12 protein-coding genes are annotated in these 17,950 nt (G+C 74.0%); 8 read left to right on the forward strand and 4 right to left on the reverse strand.

Annotated features, from left to right (window positions below):
- The first annotated feature begins 174 nt into the window (after positions 1-174).
- The gene (gene pcrA / locus H299_RS0116805) at positions 175-2,715 is read left to right on the forward strand and encodes a DNA helicase PcrA (RefSeq protein ID WP_027749346.1); all 2,541 of its coding nucleotides are present in this window, start codon (positions 175-177) and stop codon (positions 2,713-2,715) included.
- Positions 2,716-2,790: 75 nt separating this feature from the next.
- Here the strand turns inward: pcrA and H299_RS0116810 are convergent, their stop codons facing one another.
- Positions 2,791-4,614: a M23 family metallopeptidase gene (locus tag H299_RS0116810; protein WP_037759387.1), complete on the reverse strand. Its 1,824-nt coding sequence runs from the start codon at positions 4,612-4,614 to the stop codon at positions 2,791-2,793.
- A gap of 426 nt (positions 4,615-5,040) precedes the next feature.
- Between H299_RS0116810 and icmB the strand changes: the two genes are divergently transcribed.
- Entirely contained in the window at positions 5,041-5,451 is a 411-nt protein-coding gene (gene icmB / locus H299_RS0116815; protein WP_027749348.1) for a coenzyme B12-dependent isobutyryl CoA mutase small subunit, read from the forward strand.
- Here the strand turns inward: icmB and H299_RS0116820 are convergent, their stop codons facing one another.
- On the reverse strand, positions 5,452-7,110 hold the full coding sequence (locus H299_RS0116820) for a DUF5691 domain-containing protein (protein WP_027749349.1): 1,659 nt from the start codon (positions 7,108-7,110) through the stop codon (positions 5,452-5,454).
- Between the two features lie 93 nt (positions 7,111-7,203).
- Positions 7,204-8,703, reverse strand: a complete 1,500-nt coding sequence (locus tag H299_RS0116825; RefSeq protein WP_027749350.1) for an SWIM zinc finger family protein — start codon at positions 8,701-8,703, stop codon at positions 7,204-7,206.
- A 221-nt stretch (positions 8,704-8,924) separates the two neighbouring features.
- Between H299_RS0116825 and H299_RS0116830 the strand changes: the two genes are divergently transcribed.
- From H299_RS0116830 to sucD, 6 genes are all read left to right on the forward strand, one after another.
- Entirely contained in the window at positions 8,925-10,013 is a 1,089-nt protein-coding gene (locus tag H299_RS0116830) for an ATP-binding protein (RefSeq protein ID WP_027749351.1), read from the forward strand.
- Positions 10,010-12,448 (forward strand): DUF5682 family protein, encoded by a 2,439-nt coding sequence (locus H299_RS0116835; protein WP_037759324.1) that lies wholly within the window; start codon positions 10,010-10,012, stop codon positions 12,446-12,448. Before H299_RS0116830 ends, H299_RS0116835 begins: the two co-directional genes overlap by 4 nt.
- A 1-nt stretch (position 12,449) precedes the next feature.
- Entirely contained in the window at positions 12,450-13,634 is a 1,185-nt protein-coding gene (locus H299_RS0116840) for a VWA domain-containing protein (protein ID WP_027749353.1), read from the forward strand.
- Positions 13,635-13,808: 174 nt separating this feature from the next.
- Positions 13,809-14,162, forward strand: coding sequence for a hypothetical protein (locus H299_RS0116845; RefSeq protein ID WP_027749354.1), 354 nt, complete (start codon positions 13,809-13,811; stop codon positions 14,160-14,162).
- Between the two features lie 298 nt (positions 14,163-14,460).
- Positions 14,461-15,633, forward strand: a complete 1,173-nt coding sequence (sucC, locus tag H299_RS0116850; protein WP_027749355.1) for an ADP-forming succinate--CoA ligase subunit beta — start codon at positions 14,461-14,463, stop codon at positions 15,631-15,633.
- A 48-nt stretch (positions 15,634-15,681) separates the two neighbouring features.
- Positions 15,682-16,566, forward strand: a complete 885-nt coding sequence (gene sucD / locus H299_RS0116855) for a succinate--CoA ligase subunit alpha (RefSeq protein ID WP_027749356.1) — start codon at positions 15,682-15,684, stop codon at positions 16,564-16,566.
- Between the two features lie 129 nt (positions 16,567-16,695).
- Here sucD and H299_RS39970 read toward each other — a convergent pair whose 3' ends face one another.
- Positions 16,696-17,838, reverse strand: coding sequence for a sigma factor-like helix-turn-helix DNA-binding protein (locus H299_RS39970; RefSeq protein ID WP_051262549.1), 1,143 nt, complete (start codon positions 17,836-17,838; stop codon positions 16,696-16,698).
- Positions 17,839-17,950: the final 112 nt, after the last annotated feature.

The following is a 17,950-nucleotide window of genomic DNA, read 5'->3' on the forward strand; positions in this document are numbered from 1 at the left end:
CGTGGGGCTGGTGTGAAGGCTGGTATGCGAAACGTCCGATATCTTTTTGTGACCGTTCTCTCTCCGAAGCTGCCGACCCCGGGGCGGGAGGTCGGCGGGGCGGCCTAAGGGCTGTCCCGTAATCCGCCGTGCGCCCGCCGGGGATTACGGGACAGCCCTTAGACTCGGAAAACGATGAGCAGCCTCTTCGATGACAGCTTCCTGGCCAGCCTCGAGCACCGGCATTCCGAGGACGACGCGCCCCCGCCGCCCGAGCACACGGGCGACGAGCCGGTGCCCGACGGCCTGTTCGCGGGCACCTTCGCGGGCGGCGGCGGGCGCGACGCCTACTACCGGGACGGCGCGTCCCGTCCCGCGGTGGACACCGAGGCGCTGCTGGAGGCGATGAACGAACAGCAGCGGGCCGCCGTGGTGCACACCGGCTCGCCGCTGCTGATCGTCGCCGGGGCCGGTTCGGGCAAGACGCGGGTGCTCACGCACCGGATCGCGTACCTGCTGGGCGAGCGGCGGGTGCACTCGGGCCAGATCCTCGCCATCACCTTCACCAACAAGGCCGCGGGCGAGATGAAGGAGCGCGTCGAGGAGCTGGTGGGGCCCCGCGCGGCGACGATGTGGGTGTCGACGTTCCACAGCGCGTGTGTGCGCATCCTGCGCCGGGAGAGCAAGAAGCTCGGCTTCACCTCCAGCTTCTCGATCTACGACGCGGCCGACTCGAAGCGCCTGATGGCGCTCGTCTGCCGGGATCTGGACCTCGACCCGAAGCGCTTCCCGCCGAAGGCGTTCAGCGCCAAGATCTCCAACCTGAAGAACGAGCTGGTGGACGAGGAGGACTTCGCGGCGCTGGCTTCGGACAGTTTTGAGAAGACCCTCGCCCAGGTATACGCGATGTACCAGTCGCGGCTGCGCGAGGCCAACGCGCTGGACTTCGACGACATCATCATGACGACGGTGCATCTGCTCCAGGCGTTCCCGGACGTCGCCGAGCACTACCGCCGCCGCTTCCGGCACGTGCTCGTCGACGAGTACCAGGACACCAACCACGCGCAGTACACCCTGGTCAAGGAGTTGGTCGGCCCCGTCGGCGGCGGCACCGGGAGCGGTGACGAGGCGGGCGAGGCCGGGTTTGGGGACGGCGCGGGGGAGCGGGCCGAGCTGTGCGTCGTGGGCGACGCGGACCAGTCGATCTACGCCTTCCGCGGCGCGACCATCCGCAACATCCTCCAGTTCGAGGAGGACTACCCGGACGCCAAGACCATCCTGCTGGAGCAGAACTACCGCTCGACGCAGACGATCCTGAGCGCCGCCAACGCCGTCATCGAGCGCAACGAGAACCGCCGCCCGAAGAACCTGTGGACGGACGCGGGCGAGGGCGCCCGTATCTCCGGCTACGTGGCCGACACGGAGCACGACGAGGCGCAGTTCGTCGCGGAGGAGATCGACCGGCTGACGGACGCGGGCGAGACGACCGCCGGTGACGTCGCCGTCTTCTACCGCACCAACGCCCAGTCCCGCGTCTTCGAGGAGATCTTCATCCGGGTGGGGCTGCCGTACAAGGTCGTGGGCGGCGTGCGCTTCTACGAGCGCAAGGAGGTCCGCGACGTCCTGGCGTACCTGCGGGTGCTGGCCAACCCCGAGGACGCGGTGCCGCTGCGCCGCATCCTGAACGTGCCCAAGCGCGGCATCGGCGACCGCGCGGAGGCGATGATCGACGCGCTCGCGCTGCGCGAGAAGATCACCTTCCCGCAGGCGCTGACCCGGGTCGACGAGGCGTACGGAATGGCCGCCCGTTCGGCCAACGCGGTCCGGCGCTTCAACACGCTCATGGAGGAGCTGCGCACGATCGTCGAATCCGGCGCCGGTCCGGCGACGGTGCTGGAAGCCGTGCTCGAACAGACGGGCTACCTCGCGGAGTTGCAGTCCTCCACCGACCCGCAGGACGAGACGCGGGTGGAGAACCTCCAGGAACTCGCCGCCGTCGCGCTCGAATTCGAGCAGGACCGGGGCGAGGACGACCCAGGTACGCTCGCCGACTTCCTGGAGCAGGTCGCGCTGGTCGCCGACTCCGACCAGATTCCGGACGAGGACGCGGGCGAGGACAGCCAGGGCGTCATCACCCTGATGACCCTGCACACCGCCAAGGGCCTGGAGTTCCCGACGGTCTTCCTGACGGGGATGGAGGACGGCGTCTTCCCGCACATGCGTGCCCTCGGCCAGACGAAGGAGCTGGAGGAGGAGCGGCGGCTCGCGTACGTGGGGATCACGCGGGCGCGCGAGCGCCTGTACCTGACGCGTTCGACGATGCGCAGCGTGTGGGGGCAGCCCTCGTACAATCCGCCGTCGCGCTTCCTGGAGGAGATCCCGGACACCTTCGTGGAATGGAAGCGCACCGGTGCGTCCGCGCTGGCGGCACAGGCCGCCGGGCGTACGGGCGGCGGCCGGGGCGTGGGCGGCGGGAGCGGGCCGACCTCCGGGATCACCTCGTCGCTGGCCTCCGCCTCGGCGCGCCGCGGGGCGAGCGGCTTCGCGACCAGGCGGGCCGCCGAACGGCCGGTCGTGGCCCTGGCGGTGGGCGACCGCGTCACGCACGACAGCTTCGGGCTGGGCACGGTGATGGCCGTCAACGGCAGCGGGGACAACGCGGAGGCGACGGTGGACTTCGGCGAGGAGAAGCCGAAGCGGCTGCTGCTGCGGTACGCCCCGGTGGAGAAGCTCTGACGGCTGCCCCGGCTGCCCCGGCCCGTCGGCTGCGAGCCGGGCGGGCCAGGATGGCCGGGCGGGCCGGGGGACGGGTCAGCCGGGCTCGATGCCGTGCGAGCGGAACCACGACAGTGGGTCGACGGCGGAGCCGCCGCCCGGCCGGACCTCGAAGTGGAGGTGCGGGCCGGTGGAGTTGCCGGAGTTGCCCGAGTAGGCGATGACGTCGCCCGCCTGCACCGTGCCGGAGCGGATCTTGGTGCTGCTCAGGTGGCAGTACCAGGTCTCCGTGCCGTCGGCGGCGGTCACGATGGCCATGTTCCCGTAGGAGCCGCCCCACTTGGTGCTGACCGTGCCGTCGGTCGCGGCCTTCACGGCGGTGCCGTAACTGGCGGGGAAGTCGATGCCGGAGTGCACGGACATCCAGTTGATGCCTGCCTGGCCGTAGTACGCGCTGATCCCCGTACCCGACACGGGTGCGGCGAACTTGGGGCGGGCCGCCTCCTTGGCGGCGGCGGCCTCCGCCTTGCGGATGCGCTCGGCCTCCTTGCGCTCCTTGAGGTCGATGCGCTCCTGCGTGCGGCTCGCGCGGTTGGCGAAGTCGTCGGCGTCGGCGGAGAGACCGGCGAGCTGGGTGTCGAGCTTGTCGTTGGCGGATGGCGGCGCGGACGGCGCGGCGTCGGGCGCGGCCTGCGTGGTCGTGTCGTCGGCACCCGCCTCGTCCTCACCCGTCATGCCGGTCACGGAGGCGGCGGCGATGCCGGCGACGCCCAGGACGCAGACGGAGGGAACGGCGACGGTCAGCAGGGCGGAGCGGCGGGGCTTCGCGGAACGGCGACGGCCGCGGTTCAGCGGGAGCGAGCCCGCACCGACCGCGGCCACCGCCACGGGTTCAGGTTCCGCGTCCGAGTCGGGCAGGTCGACGGCGAGGCCGTCGTACGCGTCGCCGTAGGTGTCGTGCGACTCGTGCGCCGCGTGCGTGTCGTGTGCGCCGTCGTCGTACGCGGCGGTGGGCTGCGGTGCGTACGCCGCGCCGCCGTCCGGGCCCGCGCCCGGGTGGCCTTCGTACCGCGCCGTGTGGTGCGCGCCGGTGTCCCAGGCGGTGGTGTCGTAGGTGCCCGTCTCGTACGCGGCGGCCTCGTAGGCGGCGCTGTCGTAACCACCGGTGTCGTAGCCGCCCGCGTCGCGCGCGAGGGCGTAGGCGCCGGAGTCCCATTCGGCGGCGGCGTGCGCGCCGGTGTCCTGCGGTACGTGCTGTGCGGGGATGAGGCCGGTGGCCTGCTCCGGGGTCTCGGCCGTCCAGGTCCAGGAACCGGTGTCCTGCACGGGTGCCGCCGCGACGCCGCCGTACGCGGCGGTCTGGTAGCCGCCGGTGTCGTAGGCCGCGCTGTCGTAGCCGCCGGTGCCGTGACTGCCGGTGTCGTAACTGCCGGTGTCGTAGGCGCCCGTGTCGTACAAGGCCGGGTCGGGCGCCGCCGGGTCGTAGGCCGCCGCCGGGTAGCCCCCGGTGTCCCACGAGGCGGCCGTGTCCCAGCCGCCGGTGTCGTGGCTCGCGGTGGGGTACGTGCCGGTGCCGTAGGCCGAGGTGTCGTATGTCCCCGTGTCGTACGCCCCGTTGGGCAGTTCGTAGCCCCCGGCGTCGTAGGGAGCGGTGGCGTAGGAGCCGGTGTCCCAGCCGTGCTGGACCGGGCCGGTGCCGAAGAGCGGGTCGCCGTCGCCGTAAGTGGGGGCGCTCGCCTGGTAGGTGCCGGTGTCGTAGCTGCCGGTGGAGTAACCGTCGTACCCGGTGCCGGGGTGGCCGCCGCTCTCGTAGCTCCCGTACGGCGACTGCCCGTAAGGCGTCGCGTCGAAGGCTGCTTGAGAGGAGTCGGCAGCAGGATCGGTCGGGAAGGGGAGACCCGACGGGTGACGGTCGTTCACCACCAACTTCTCTTTCGCCTCGACAACAGGGGCGGAGCAGTGCGGTGACTGTACCCGGCGGTATGCGACGGCGACAATCTTCGGCAGGATTCCGGCGGTCAGGAAGCGGTCATTCGGCTGCCTTTCGGCGGACTACGGGCGAGACTTCGACGCTCTGTTCACGGCCTGTTCGAATTGCGTTCGATAATCAGTGCCAAGGGAAATCTTCGGCGCCCGAAGTCCGCGGAGAATTCCGCACGGCGTCCGAGCAGCGGAATGGCGGCTCCGCAGGACTGTGCGGAACAGGGAAGGCGTGCCCGCTCATGTGATTTCCCCCTCGGTGTGCCCCCGGGAGCGGGTCCGATGCGGGATGCTGGAGATAACGTTCGTTCACTTCGGCGGTCGACGCGCCGGAGACGCCGTCGTACGTCGTAGATGGAGGCAGTGATGGGTGTGTCGGGTCCGATCAGGGTGGTGGTCGCCAAGCCGGGTCTCGACGGCCACGACCGGGGCGCCAAGGTCATCGCGCGAGCCCTGCGCGACGCGGGCATGGAGGTCATCTACACGGGGCTGCACCAGACGCCCGAGCAGATCGTGGACACCGCGATCCAGGAGGACGCGGACGCGATCGGCCTCTCCATCCTCTCCGGCGCGCACAACACGCTCTTCGCCAAGGTGCTGGAGCTGCTCAAGGAGCGCGACGCCGAGGACATCAAGGTCTTCGGCGGCGGCATCATCCCGGAGGGCGACATCGCTCCCCTCAAGGCCCTGGGGGTGGCCGCGATCTTCACCCCCGGCGCGCCCACGGGCGAAGTCGTCGAGTGGGTCCGCGGCCACGTCCGCCAGGTGCCCGCCTGATCAGTCGGGTATCGCGGCGCCGTCGCGCAGCTCGGCACCCATGGCCGCGCGCAGCCGCAGTGTCGAGACCAGCCGCTGGAAAGCCTCCGACCAATAGCTCCCGGCACCGGGCGAGCCGTTCTCCGGCTCGTCCGGTACGGCGGCCAGCAGCGCCAGCCGGTCCGCGTCGGCCGGGTCGAGGCAGCGCTCGGCCAGCCCCATCACACCGCTGAAGCTCCACGGATAGCTGCCCGCGTCCCGCGCGATCTCCAGGGCGTCCATCACCGCACGCCCCAGCGGGTCCGTCCAGGGCACCGCGCACACCCCGAGTATCCGGAACGCCTCGGAGAGGCCGTGCGCGGAGATGAAGTGCGCCGCCCACCGCGCCCGCTCGTCCGGCGGCAGCACCGCCAGCAGCTTCGCCGGGTCGCCCGGGCCGGACGCGGGGGAGGCCCCGGGCGCGCCGAGCAGCGCCCGTGCCCAGGCGGCGTCCCGCTGCCGGACGGCGGCGAGGCACCAGGCGGCGTGCAGATCCCGCTGCCAGTCGTCGGCCACCGGCAGGGCGACGACCTCGGCCGGAGTGCGGCCCCCGAACCGGTCGGTCCAGGCCGCCAGCGGCGTCGCCTCGACCAGCTGCCCCAGCCACCAGGCGCGCTCGCCGCGCCCCGAGGGCGGTTTGGGCACGACGCCGTCGCGCTGCATCGCCGCATCGCACTCGTGCGGCGCCTCGACGGCGATACGGCCGCCGGCCGCGCCGTCGAGCGTGACGCACGACCACGCGCGCCGGGCCATCCGGCCCGCGAGCGCGGAGCCGGGCAGCGCGGACAGCAGCTCGGCGGCGGTGGCCCGCACCGTGCGGCTGCGGTCGGCGAGAGCCTGCTCGAGGAAGGGCTCGTCCTCCTGCGACAGGTCGTCCCGCAGGGAATCGAGGAACATCAGCCTGTCCTCCGCCCGCTCGGTGGACCAGCTGCCCGCCAGCAGCGCCAGCCCCGCCGCCGGGTCCCGGCGGCGGAGCGAGGCCAGCAGCGTGACCCGCTCGGCGAACAGCCCCTCCTCCCAGCGCGCCCGCACGGCCTCGGCGCTCGGCTCGGCGTCCGCGCCGCCGTCCCCGCCGCTGCCGGGCTCCGCCGCGCCCGCCCGGCCGCCGCCGTCGCGCAGGGCGAACTTCCAGTCCGGGTTGAGCCGGGCCAGCCACCGGCCGCGCGGCCCGGTCAGCAGCAGGGTCTGCGGGCGCAGATCCGTACGCGCGCGGGCGGCGTCCAGCAGGGCGGGCAGCTTGGCGTCGGGCGCGCGGTAGCCGTGCGCGTTGGCCGCGGCGAGCCACTGCGGGAGCAGCTCGGCGAGGTCCGGTGCGGTGCCGCGCCTGCCCCCTCCGCCGGCGCCGCCCCTGGTCAGCAGCAGCTCGAGGCGGTGCTCGGCGGCGGCCGGGAGCGGTGGACGCGGATCGTGGGGCGCGGGCTCGGGAAGCGGCCGGGCGGCGGCGGGGCGCGCGCCGGCCCGCCGCCGCACCGTCGCGACGGCGGCGGCGTCCAGCAGTGCCGCGACGCTGCCGCCGGGCGGCGTCCGCCGCTCGGCGCCCAGCAGCGCGGCGGCCACCAGTTCGCTCCACGGCGGGGCGGTGTCCGGGCCGCTGCTTGTGCTGCTGGCGGTGGTGCTTGTGCTGGTGGTGCTGGTGTCCATCCGGACTCCCCTGGTGGAGGCCCCGGCAGGTGCCGGGGCAGGAATGCGGGAACGAGGAACGCGGAAGCACGGGAGCGCGCCCTCAGCGGCAGGTCACAGCGGGACCGCCCGTACGTGCTCCGCCGCCGGGCCCCAGGCCGCGTACGGGGTGAAACCGCGGTGGCCGCAGTCGCCGAAGACGGTGAGCGGAGCACCGCCGGAGAGCGCCGCCAGCCGCCACAGCCCGGCGGGCGCGCAGCCGGGCGCCACCGGCAGCGCCGCGCCGCCCTGCGCGTCGGCCAGCTGCCAGCCGTCCCGGCCGTCCCCGCCGTCCGGTATCGGGACCACGTCGCGCAGCACGACCGGCCACGCCTCCAGCCACGGATCGCCGCACAGCGCCGCCGCGTACGCCCCCATGGCGTCCGCCACCGAACCACCGCCGCCCGCCGCGTCCGGTACGAAGCCCTCGCCCGGAGCGCCGTACCGCTCGCCCAGCGCGGCGCGCAGCGGGGACGCGCCCGGATAGAAGGCGAGGTCCGCGTCGAGCACGCTGCCCACCGGCAGCGAGAGCTGCGGCGCCCGCCCGGCCGCGCCGAAGGAGAGCAGCAGCGCCGGGCGGTGCGCCCGCCGCCCGTACAGCCAGATGCGGCGCACCGTCAGCTTTCCCTCGTCGGTGTCCCGCTGGGCGAGGACCAGCCATTCGTCCCGCTGCCGGGCCGACTCGTCGGCCAGCAGCCGCGCCGTGTCGACCGTGAGCCCGACGCGGCTGCGCACCGTCGCCGCGAGCGGCTCCGGCAGCGCGCCGCCGGACTCCGCAGCGCCCGGGCCGTCCGTACCCCCGCGCCCCTCCGGGGCGTCCGGGCCGTCCGGGCCGCCCAGGGCGAGCACGCCCCGCGCCAGCAGATGGAGCAGCGCGCTCTCGGCGAGCAGCCGCTCGGGCCAGCCCGGCCCCGAGGAGGGGATCGCCCCCAACTCCCGCAGCCTGTCCGCCAGCCCTTTCGCCTGGGCGTCGACCATCCGGGCCGCCATCTCGTCCCACGCCGCGTAGCCGTGCTGGTCCGCCGCGGCGAGACCGCCGCGCAGCAGATCCGTCAGGCGCTGCTCCAGCTCCGAGGCCCCTGCGGCCACCAGCCGCGAGCGGCGCTCGGCGCGCCGCCGTGCCGCCGCAGGATCGGCCGGCTGACCGCGCCCGCCGGCCGCGCCCTGACCTCCCGCCGCCTCCGCGCCCCCCGCCGCCGCGTCCGCCGCCCGGGCCGCCCGCTCCCTGCGCCCGCTCAGCCACGTCTCCGCCCACGGGGGCGCCTCCGGCGCACCCGGCACGTCCTCCCCGCCGCCCGCCCACAGCAGCAGCAGACCCAGCGCGTGCTTGCAGGGGAACTTCCGGCTGGGGCAACTGCAGGTGTATCCCGTCCCGTTGCCTCCCTCGACATCCACCACCGTGCGGTACGGGGTCCTGCCACTGCCCTTGCACTGGCCCCACACCGCGCCGTCCGCCGTGCCCGCCTCCGACCATGGTCCGGGAGCTGCGAGCTTGCTCCCGCTCTTCCGCGACGCCGCGTCGGGCGCCAGCGCCAGCACCTGTTCCGCTGTCCAGCGGACCCCCGCTCCAGTCATGTCTACGACGGTAGGCGCGGCCACTGACATTCCCCCCGGCCACCGCCGTGACCAGCGCCGCGTCAGGCGAGGTTCACCCCGCGAGCCGCCCTGTCGGACCTGGGGAGTCCCCGTCCGGCCTCCTTGCCGCCGCAGCGGCAAGGAGGCTCGCCGCGGACGGATTGTCAGTGCCTCGGTGCAAGGTGGGAACACATCGATCCACGTCCTTTCGAGGGGGAGTTGTGACCGAGACGCATGCCCTGCGCCCACACGCTGAGGACGCCTTCGCGAGCGAGCTGAAAGCGCTCGCCGCAGCCGACGACCGGCCCCGCCCCGAGCGTTGGCGGCTCTCGCCGTGGGCCGTCGCCACCTACCTGCTGGGCGGCACCCTGGCGGACGGCACGGTCGTGACGCCCAAGTACGTGGGCCCGCGCCGCATCGTCGAGGTCGCCGTCAGCACGCTCGCCACGGACCGCGCGCTGCTGCTCCTCGGCGTCCCCGGCACGGCGAAGACCTGGGTCTCCGAGCATCTGGCGGCGGCCGTCAGCGGTGACTCCACACTGCTGGTCCAGGGCACGGCGGGCACCGCCGAGGAGGCCATCCGCTACGGCTGGGACTACGCCCGGCTGCTGGCGCACGGCCCCAGCCGCGAGGCGCTGGTGCCCAGCCCGGTGATGCGGGCCATGGCCGAGGGCCTGACGGCCCGCGTCGAGGAGCTGACGCGCATACCGGCGGACGTCCAGGACACCCTGATCACGGTGCTGTCCGAGAAGACGCTGCCCATTCCGGAGCTGGGCCAGGAGACCCAGGCGGTGCGCGGCTTCAACCTGATCGCCACCGCCAACGACCGCGACCGGGGGGTCAACGAGCTGTCCAGCGCGCTGCGCCGCCGCTTCAACACCGTGGTGCTGCCGCTGCCCGCCACGGCGGAGGCCGAGGTGGACATCGTCTCGCGCCGGGTCGACCAGCTCGGCCGCTCCCTGGACCTGCCCTCCGTGCCGGACGGCCTCCAGGAGATCCGCCGCGTGGTCACGGTCTTCCGGGAGCTGCGTGAGGGCGTCACGGCGGACGGCCGTACGAAGGTCAAGTCACCCTCGGGCACGCTCTCGACGGCCGAGGCGATCTCCGTGGTGACCGGCGGCCTGGCGCTGGCGGCGCACTTCGGGGACGGCGTGCTGCGCTCGAGCGACGTGGCCGCGGGCATCCTGGGCGCCGTCGTGCGGGACCCTGCGGCGGACCAGACGGTGTGGCAGGAGTACCTGGAGGCGGTGGTCCGCGAGCGCGAGGGCTGGAAGGACTTCTACCGTGCCTGCCGAGAGGTCTCCGCGTGAGCGGGCCGGCGGGCCCGGGCGGGCCGCTGCTGCTGGGGGTGCGGCACCACGGCCCCGGCTCGGCCCGTGCCGTGCGCGCCGCGCTCGAGGCGTACGGCCCGAAGGTGCTGCTGGTCGAGGGCCCGCCGGAGGCGGACGAAATCGTGGCGCTGGCGGGGGACGAGGCCATGCGCCCGCCGGTCGCGCTGCTCGCGCATGTGCTGGAGGAGCCCGGCAAGGCGGCGTTCTGGCCGCTGGCCGACTTCTCACCGGAGTGGGTGGCCATCCGCTGGGCGCTGGAGCGCGGGGTCCCGGTGCGCTTCGTCGACCTGCCCGCCGCGCACTCGCTGGTCGTGGACGACGAGGCACCCGGTGTCGAGGCACCGGGCGGGTCCGGGGAGTCCGGGGAGCCCGGGGCGGCCGAGGAGCTGCGGCTCGATCCGCTGGCCGTGCTCGCCGAGACCGCGGGGTACGACGATCCCGAGCGCTGGTGGGAGGACGTCGTCGAGCACCAGCTCCCGGCCGGTCCCGCCGCCTCCGGCCCTGGCTCCGGCCCTGGCTCCGCCGCCTCCGATCCGTACGCGCCCTTCCTCGCGCTCGGCGAGGCCATGGCCGCGCTCCGCGAGGTGCACGGCCACGGCGGGCACCACCGCGACCTCGTGCGCGAGGCGCACATGCGGCTGCGCCTGCGCGAGGCGCGCCGGGAGTTCGCCGAGCACGGCGAGCACGCCGTCGCCGTCGTCTGCGGCGCCTGGCACGTCCCGGCGCTGGCCCGGTCCGTCACCGTTGCCGCCGACCGGCAGCTCCTCAAGGGCCTGCCCAAGGCGAAGGTCGAGGTCACCTGGGTGCCCTGGACGCACCGCAGGCTCGGCCGCCGCAGCGGATACGGCGCCGGAATCGCCTCACCCGGCTGGTACGGCCACCTCTTCGCGGCCCCGGACCGCCCGCTGGAGCGCTGGATGACGCGCGTCGCCGGCCTTCTGCGGGAGGAGGACCACCCGGTCTCGCCCGCGCACGTGATCGAGGCCGTCCGGATGGCCGAGACCCTCGCCGCCGTGCGGGGCCGCCCGCTGGCCGGTCTGGCCGAGACGGTCGACGCGGTGCGTGCCGTGCTGTGCGAGGGCTCGGACGTGCCGCTCGCCCTCATCCAGGACCGCCTGATCATCGGTGACGACCTGGGCGAGGTGCCCGACGGCGCACCCGCCGTCCCGTTGCAGCGCGACCTGGCCCGGCAGCAGCGGACACTCCGGCTCAAGCCCGAGGCCCGCGAGCGCGAGCTGGAGCTGGACCTGCGCAAGGACACCGACGCCGCCCGCAGCCGCCTGCTGCACCGGCTGCGTCTGCTCGGCGTGCACTGGGGCGACCCGGCGCGCTCGCGTACGGCGAGCACGGGGACGTTCCGGGAGACGTGGCAGCTGGGCTGGGAGCCGGAGCTGTCGGTGCGGATAGCCGAGGCCGGGGTGTGGGGCACCACGGTGCTCGCGGCGGCCACGGCCAAGGCCCGGGCGGCGGCGGTGACCACGGAGGCGCTGGCGGACGTCACGGCGCTTGCCGAGCGCTGCCTGCTGGCGGAACTGCCGGACGCGCTGCCGATGGTGATGCGGGCGCTGGCCGACCGTGCCGCGCTGGACTCCGATGTCGGTCATCTGGCGCAGGCGCTGCCGCCGCTGGTGCGCTCGGTGCGGTACGGCGACGTCCGCGGCACCGACACGGCGGCGCTCGCGGAGGTGGCCGCCGGGCTCGCCGAGCGGGTCTGCGTCGGGCTGCCGCCGGCCTGCGTGGGCCTGGACGCCGACGGCGCGGCGCAGTTGCGCGGCCACCTGGACACCGCGCACCAGGCCGTCGGCCTGCTGGCGCAGACCCGCGCGGAGCGGGCGGCGGGCGGCAGCGCGGGTGACGGCGCGGGCGGAGGCGAGGACGAGCTGCTCCCGCGCTGGCGCGCGGTGCTGCGGACGCTCGCCGCGCGGGACCGTACGGCCGGGCTGGTGCGCGGGCGCTGCACGCGGCTGCTGCTGGACGACGGGCAGCTGGCGGAGGGCGAGGCGGCCCGGCTGATGGGGCTCGCGCTGTCGCCGGGCACGCCGCCCGCCGAGGCGGCGGCCTGGATCGAGGGCTTCCTCGCCGGGGGCGGCATGCTGCTGGTCCACGACCGGCGGCTGCTGTCGCTGGTGGACGGCTGGCTGGCGCGCGTCCCCGCCGACGCCTTCACGGACGTACTGCCGCTGCTGCGCCGTACGTTCGCGGCGTACGAGCCCGGGGTGCGGCGCACGGTCGGCGAGCTGGTGCGGCGCCGCCCGGCCGGGCCGGGCGACGGCGGCCCGGTGCCCGCGGCGGAGGGCATCCCGGGCTTCGGCCCCGGCCTCGATCTCGCACGGGCGGACGCCGTACTGCCCACGCTCCGGCTGCTGCTGGGCCCGGTGGCGGAGAAGAACCACAGCGTGACCACGGGAGGGTGACATGATCCAGCACCAGCACCAGGGCGGGCACCAGGGCCCCGAGGCCGACGCCGAGCGCCTGCGCCGCTGGCGGCTCGTGCTCGGCGGCGGCCAGGCCGAGGACGGCACCGGCTGCGAGCTGAGCGGCAAGGACGCCGCCATGGACCGCACACTCGAGGCGCTCTACGGCGCGGCGCCCGGCGGGCGTACGGGACCGCGCTCGGCCGGGCTCGGCGCGTCCGCGCCGAAGGTGGCCCGCTGGCTGGGGGACATCCGGACGTACTTCCCCAGCTCCGTCGTGCAGGTCATGCAGCGGGACGCGATCGACCGGCTCGGCCTCTCGGCGCTGCTGCTGGAGCCGGAGATGCTGGAGGCGGTCGAGGCCGACGTCCATCTGGTGGGCACCCTCCTCTCGCTGAACAAGGCGATGCCCGAGACCAGCAAGGAGACCGCCCGGCTGGTGGTGCGCAAGGTCGTCGCCGAGCTGGAGAAGAAGCTCGCGACGCGCACCCGCGCCACCCTCGGCGGCGCGCTCGACCGCTCGGCCCGGGTCAGCCGCCCCCGCCACCAGGACATCGACTGGAACCGTACGATCCGCGCCAACCTCAAGAACTACCTGCCGGAGTACCGCACGGTCGTCCCCGAGCGGCTCATCGGCTACGGGCGGGCGTCGCAGGCCGTGAAGAAGGACGTCATCCTCTGCATCGACCAGTCCGGCTCGATGGCCGCCTCCGTCGTCTACGCGTCGGTGTTCGGCGCCGTGCTCGCCTCGATGCGGTCGATCAGCACCCGGCTCGTCGTCTTCGACACCAACGTCGTGGACCTGACCGACGACCTCGACGACCCGGTCGACGTCCTCTTCGGCACCCAGCTCGGCGGCGGTACGGACATCAACCGCGCGCTCGCGTACTGCCAGTCGCAGATCAGCCGTCCGGCGGAGACGGTCGTCGTGCTCATCAGCGACCTCTACGAGGGCGGCATCCGGGACGAGATGCTCAAGCGGGTGGCCGCGATGAAGGCGTCCGGCGTCCAGTTCGTGACGCTCCTCGCCCTCTCCGACGAGGGCGCGCCCTCGTACGACCGGGAGCACGCGGCGGCGCTGGCCGCCCTGGGCGCACCGGCGTTCGCCTGCACGCCTGACCACTTCCCGGACGTGATGGCGGCGGCGATAGAGAAGCGCCCGCTGCCGGTGCCGGAGGCGGGCTGACGGGAGGCAGCCCCCGTGCCCCCCCCGTGCCCCGTGTGGCCGGTGCGGGGCGCGGTGGGGAGTGGTGAACGTGTCGTGAGGCCCGTTGCGCCCCCGGCCGCGGCCGTGCAGGGTCGCAGCCGTGCCGCGTCCGCCCGGGCGCGGTGCCCGACCGGTTCGCGGAGCGAGGCAGCGATGCGCAGGAACACCCACCGTGCCCTGGCGGTGCTGGCCACCGCGGGCGGCCTGCTGGCCCTCGGCACCGCCACCGCCCAGGCGGACGGCGCGGACGGCGGCGGGCAGGGGCGGGAGTCCGTCCTCCAGCCGGTGCTCGCGGGCGCCGTCGAGAACGTGCAGGACGCGGTGCCCGCCGTGCCCGAGGGCTCGGGCGTCGGCGTGCCCTCCCTCGTCCCGGGCGTGCCCTCGGCGAGCGTGCTGCCGCTCTCGCTGCCGGAGCTGCCCGTCACCCCGGCCGTCCCGCGGATTCCCGGCGTCCCCACGGTGCCCGGCAACCCGGCGGACCTGCCCGGCATGCTGCCGCTGCCCTGACCCGAGCACTGCCCTGACCCGAGGGCTCCCGCCACCTGCGGGCCTCCACCTGCGGGCCGCCCCGCGACCCATGGGCGCGCCAGGGGGCGGCGGACACGAGGCGTGCTTCCCGTAGTGCCCCCGGACATCTGCTGTGACCGGTCTCACCGCGCCGTTGTGAGCTGGAATTTATGCGGTGCACACAGGCGGGGCTAACCTGCAAGGCGGACATGCCGCGCGCCCCCGGTGAAGCCGCGGCCCTGCGGCACGCCCACGCTGACAACGACCGCGATACCACTGATTAAGGGGACGTACGCGCGTGGACCTGTTCGAGTATCAGGCGAGGGACATCTTCGCCAAGCATGACGTACCGGTGCTGGCCGGTGAAGTCATCGAGGCACCGGAGGCGGCGCGCGAGGTGACCGAGCGACTCGGCGGTCGCGCGGTCGTCAAGGCGCAGGTCAAGACCGGTGGCCGGGGCAAGGCGGGCGGCGTGAAGCTGGCCGCCGACCCGGCCGACGCCGTCGAGAAGGCGGGCCAGATCCTGGGCATGGACATCAAGGGCCACACGGTCCACAAGGTGATGCTCGCCCAGACCGCCGACATCGCCGAGGAGTACTACGTCTCCTTCCTGCTGGACCGCACCAACCGGACCTTCCTGGCGATGGCGTCCGTCGAGGGCGGTGTCGAGATCGAGGAGGTCGCGGCCACCAAGCCCGAGGCGCTGGCCAAGATCCCCGTCGACGCCATCGAGGGCGTGACGGAGGCGAAGGCGCGCGAGATCGTCGCCGCCGCGAAGTTCCCGGCCGAGCTGACCGACCAGGTGGTCAACGTCCTCCAGAAGCTGTGGGACGTCTTCATCAAGGAGGACGCCCTCCTGGTCGAGGTGAACCCGCTGGTCAAGACGGCTGACGGCAAGGTCATCGCGCTGGACGGCAAGGTGTCCCTGGACGCCAACGCCGAGTTCCGCCAGCCGGACCACGCGGCGCTGGAGGACAAGGCGGCGGCCAACCCGCTGGAGGCGGCGGCCAAGGCCAAGGGCCTCAACTACGTCAAGCTCGACGGCCAGGTCGGCATCATCGGGAACGGCGCGGGGCTGGTCATGTCCACCCTCGACGTCGTCGCCTACGCCGGTGAGGCCCACAAGAACGTCAAGCCCGCCAACTTCCTGGACATCGGCGGCGGCGCCTCCGCCGAGGTGATGGCGAACGGCCTGGAGATCATCCTCGGCGACCCGGACGTCCGGTCCGTCTTCGTCAACGTCTTCGGCGGCATCACCGCCTGCGACGCCGTCGCCAACGGCATCGTCCAGGCCCTGGAGCTGCTCAAGTCCAAGGGCGAGGACGTCACCAAGCCGCTGGTCGTACGCCTCGACGGCAACAACGCGGAGCTGGGTCGCAAGATCCTCACCGATGCGGCCCACCCGCTCGTGCAGCAGGTGGACACCATGGACGGAGCGGCCGACCGCGCCGCCGAGCTGGCCGCGCAGTAGTTTCCGGCGTATCTCCGACACGACAAAGGACTCAGGACACCGAAAACCATGGCTATCTTCCTCACGAAGGAAAGCAAGGTCATCGTCCAGGGGATGACCGGCTCCGAGGGCCAGAAGCACACCAAGCGCATGCTTGCCTCGGGCACCAACATCGTCGGCGGCGTGAACCCCCGCAAGGCGGGCACGACCGTTGACTTCGACGGCACGGAGGTGCCGGTCTTCGGCAGCGTCAAGGAGGCCATGGAGGCCACCGGCGCGGACGTGACCGTCGTGTTCGTCCCGGAGAAGTTCACCAAGAGCGCGGTCATCGAGGCCATCGACGCCGAGATCCCGCTCGCCGTGGTGATCACCGAGGGCATCGCGGTGCACGACTCCGCCGCCTTCTGGGCGTACGCGGGTCAGAAGGACCACAAGACGCGCATCATCGGCCCCAACTGCCCCGGTCTCATCACCCCGGGCCAGTCCAACGCGGGCATCATCCCGGCCGACATCACCAAGCCGGGCCGCATCGGCCTGGTGTCGAAGTCGGGCACGCTGACCTACCAGATGATGTACGAGCTGCGCGACATCGGCTTCTCCACCTGCGTGGGCATCGGCGGCGACCCGGTCATCGGCACCACCCACATCGACGCCCTCAAGGCGTTCGAGGCCGACCCCGACACCGACCTGATCGTGATGATCGGCGAGATCGGCGGCGACGCGGAGGAGCGTGCGGCCGACTTCGTCAAGGAGCACGTGACCAAGCCGGTCGTCGGCTACGTCGCGGGCTTCACCGCGCCCGAGGGCAAGACGATGGGCCACGCCGGTGCCATCGTCTCCGGCTCCTCCGGCACGGCGCAGGCCAAGCAGGAGGCGCTGGAGGCCGCGGGTGTGAAGGTCGGCAAGACCCCGTCCGAGACGGCGCGGCTCGCGCGCGAGCTGCTCGGCGGCTGACCGCACCGACGCGACGTGTGACACGGCACGGCACGGTGCCCGCCAGCACCGTGCCGACGGGCCCGCACCCCCCGGCCCGGGGGGTGCGGGCCCGTCGGCGTGACGGGGGCGATCGCGCGGGTCCCGGCACTAGTGCGCCCGCGCGCCCTCCTCGTCCAGGTGCACGCGGTGGTTGGCGGAGCGCAGCTGCGGCGCCCACGCCGGCCCGGGGTCCGCCTCGGCGCCCGGTCCGGCGTTCGCCGCCGCATCCGCGTCCGCCCCCGTGCTCTCCCCGGAGCCCGCCGCCGGGCCCGGCGCGGGCGCGTGGGTGGCGGCCGGTTCCTGCTGATCCACCGGGTCGACCGAACGCGTCTCGGCGGTCACCATGGTCGCCGCCACCGCCGTCACCACCAGCGCGGTCAGCCCCATCGCCGCCCGCGTACGGCGCCGGGTGGTGTGCTCGCTCCCGGTCCGTACGGCCTGGGGCGGGCGGGTGCGGACGGGCTGTGCGTCGGCCAGCAGTCGCAGCCGGTCCGCGATCAGTTCGGGCCGCTGCTCGGCGGGTGCGTCCCGCAGCTCCGGCACCAGGCCGGTCAGCGCCTCCCGCGCGTGGAAGACCCGGCCGAACGTCGCCGGGATGCTCGCCTCCGTCTCGGCCGCGGTGTACGAGATGCTCATGCCGAGGCCGTCGTGCAGCAGCAGCGCCCGCCGGTACGCGCGGGGCAGCGTCAGCAGGGCCTCGAGCAGCGCCCGGTCGGCGGGCGGGCCCGGGTGCGCCTGGGGTTCGCGGCGGCGGGGGTGGAAGCGGTGCCAGGGCGAGAGGGCGTACTCGTACGCGGCGGCCCGTACCCAGCCGGCGGGGTCGCTGTCGACGGCCACTTCCGGCCAGCGTTCCCAGGCGAGGTGGAAGGCGTGGGTGACGGCGTGCTCGGCGACGCGACGGTGGCCGCAGAGCACGTACGCCTGGCGGGTGAGCGTGCGGGCGTGCTGCGCGTAGAGGAGGTCGAAGGCTTGCTCGGCGGGGGCGTCGGCGGCCGGTTCGCCCGCCGGTTCGCCCGCCGGTTCGCCCGCCGCGGTGTCCGCCGCCGCCTCGGCTGCCGCCTCGACCGCCGCCTCCGTCTCCGCCGCCTCGGACCCGGACCCGGATTCGGACCGCGCGTCCGCCGGGGCGGGGACCGTGCCCGCCGCCGTACGCCCCGGCCCCCGTAGCCGCTCCCGCCGCCCGTTCCCGGTCTTCGCCCTGGCTTTGACCTTGGCCTTGTGCCGGCGTCTCGCTTTCGTCACGACGGTCATGCCTGCCTCTCCACGCAGTGGGCGGCCAGCGGACCTTGCGCTTCATATCGTGTGAAAAGGTGCATGGTCCCAGACTGGGCGACACCACGACGATTCGCGCGCTACCTGGGCG

The sequence above is a fragment of the Streptomyces sp. CNH287 genome (genome assembly GCF_000424825.1).